Here is a 1061-nt window from a genome sequence, read left to right on the forward strand (position 1 = left end):
ATTTACAACGGTACATTTATTGTAAACGCATATACAGAAGAAAAGCTGTTTTCCTTATATTTTACCGAAGAAGAAAAGGCAACTGTAATAAATATTTTGGATAAATATCCAATATATCCATTGGTATACGGATTTGTCAATGACGAGGAAAAAGTTTCATGGATAAGAAGTAAGGAAAATGACGGTATAAAAAGTTACTTAAATTTAAGAAAAGGCGATAAACGGTTAAGACCCGTTGAAGCAAAAGAGGAATTATATAGCGGTAAACTTTTCTATTTTACCTGTATTGGAGAAAGGAAAGAACTAATAGACATTTATAATTATTTCAAAGATACAAATGAATTTAATTGTACTTTACAACAAGAATTATACCGAGAAGAATATTGGTGTGAAATAATGCCAAAAAAAGCGACTAAAGGAAACGCAATATTAGCATTAAAGGAAAAGTTAAAATGCGATAAAATTATATCATTTGGGGATTCAATAAATGACATACCAATGTTTAAAATATCAGATGAAAGTTATGCCGTTGAAAATGCCGTAGATGAACTTAAAAAAAATGCGACAGGTATAATAATGTCAAACGAAAAAGACGGAGTAGCGCATTGGTTAGAAGAAAATTACAAGAGATAACGAATAAGAGGTATACATGATAAAAGCTGTATGTTTTGACTTGGGAGACACTCTGGTTTATTCTGACAATCAATTAAGTTGGGCAGACAACTATAAAAACGCATTAGAAAAAGGTTTTAATTCTATAAATAAAAACCCTACAGAAGATGAATATAACAACTGTATAAAAATACTAAAAAAATATAACACAAGAATAAATCCCCGTGAAAATGAAGTATCTTCGGAGCAGATATTCAATGAGATTATGGAATTATTGAAATTAAATACAATGGAAAAAGATATTATTGAAAAAGATTTTTTTGAATATTATACTAACAACAATAAACCGTTTAATGATACGGAAGAAGTATTAGAGGGCATAAAAAACAGTAAATTAACTATCGGCATATTAACAGATGTCCCCTATGGAAGTATACAAGTTATTACAG

The 1061-nt window shown here is 29.0% G+C and carries 2 protein-coding genes; both read left to right on the forward strand.

Features of this window, described 5'->3' with window-relative positions; all coding sequences use genetic code 11:
• A partial coding sequence (locus ACYVRH_RS13180; RefSeq protein ID WP_461257355.1) for an HAD hydrolase family protein occupies positions 1-633 on the forward strand: 633 nt, incomplete at its 5' end.
• A 16-nt stretch (positions 634-649) separates the two neighbouring features.
• Positions 650-1061 (forward strand): HAD family hydrolase (locus ACYVRH_RS13185; RefSeq protein ID WP_461257356.1); only part of this gene is annotated, 412 nt, incomplete at its 3' end.

Source organism: Treponema sp. R80B11-R83G3 (assembly GCF_054786115.1).